This window comes from Pseudoalteromonas aliena (genome assembly GCF_038155085.1).
GTDB classification, from domain to species: domain Bacteria; phylum Pseudomonadota; class Gammaproteobacteria; order Enterobacterales; family Alteromonadaceae; genus Pseudoalteromonas; species Pseudoalteromonas aliena_A.
Window position 1 is genome coordinate 1 of sequence record NZ_JBAKAU010000304.1, and the last position, 208, is coordinate 208.

Consider the following 208-nt stretch of genomic DNA (forward strand, 5'->3'; position numbering starts at 1 on the left):
TTCCACTACGAAGTTGCGTTAAATGATCAAGCATTAAGGCGTGTTCAAATGCATCAGGATGGTCGTAGTTAGTTTGCGTACGATGAGCCATAGGCAAATGCTACTGATCCTTATAATAAGCATCTTCTTCGATAATGCCGATAGAACCAGGTTCAAGCTCATTAACCAATTCATAGTATATAGTTTGGCTAAATAGAGATTTGCCAGA

Annotated in this window: 1 pseudogene; it reads right to left on the bottom strand. The window is 38.9% G+C overall.

Annotation, left to right across the window (positions count from 1 at the left end):
• A pseudogene (locus tag V6260_RS19510) lies at positions 1-208 on the bottom strand (uridine kinase); the annotation flags it as partial.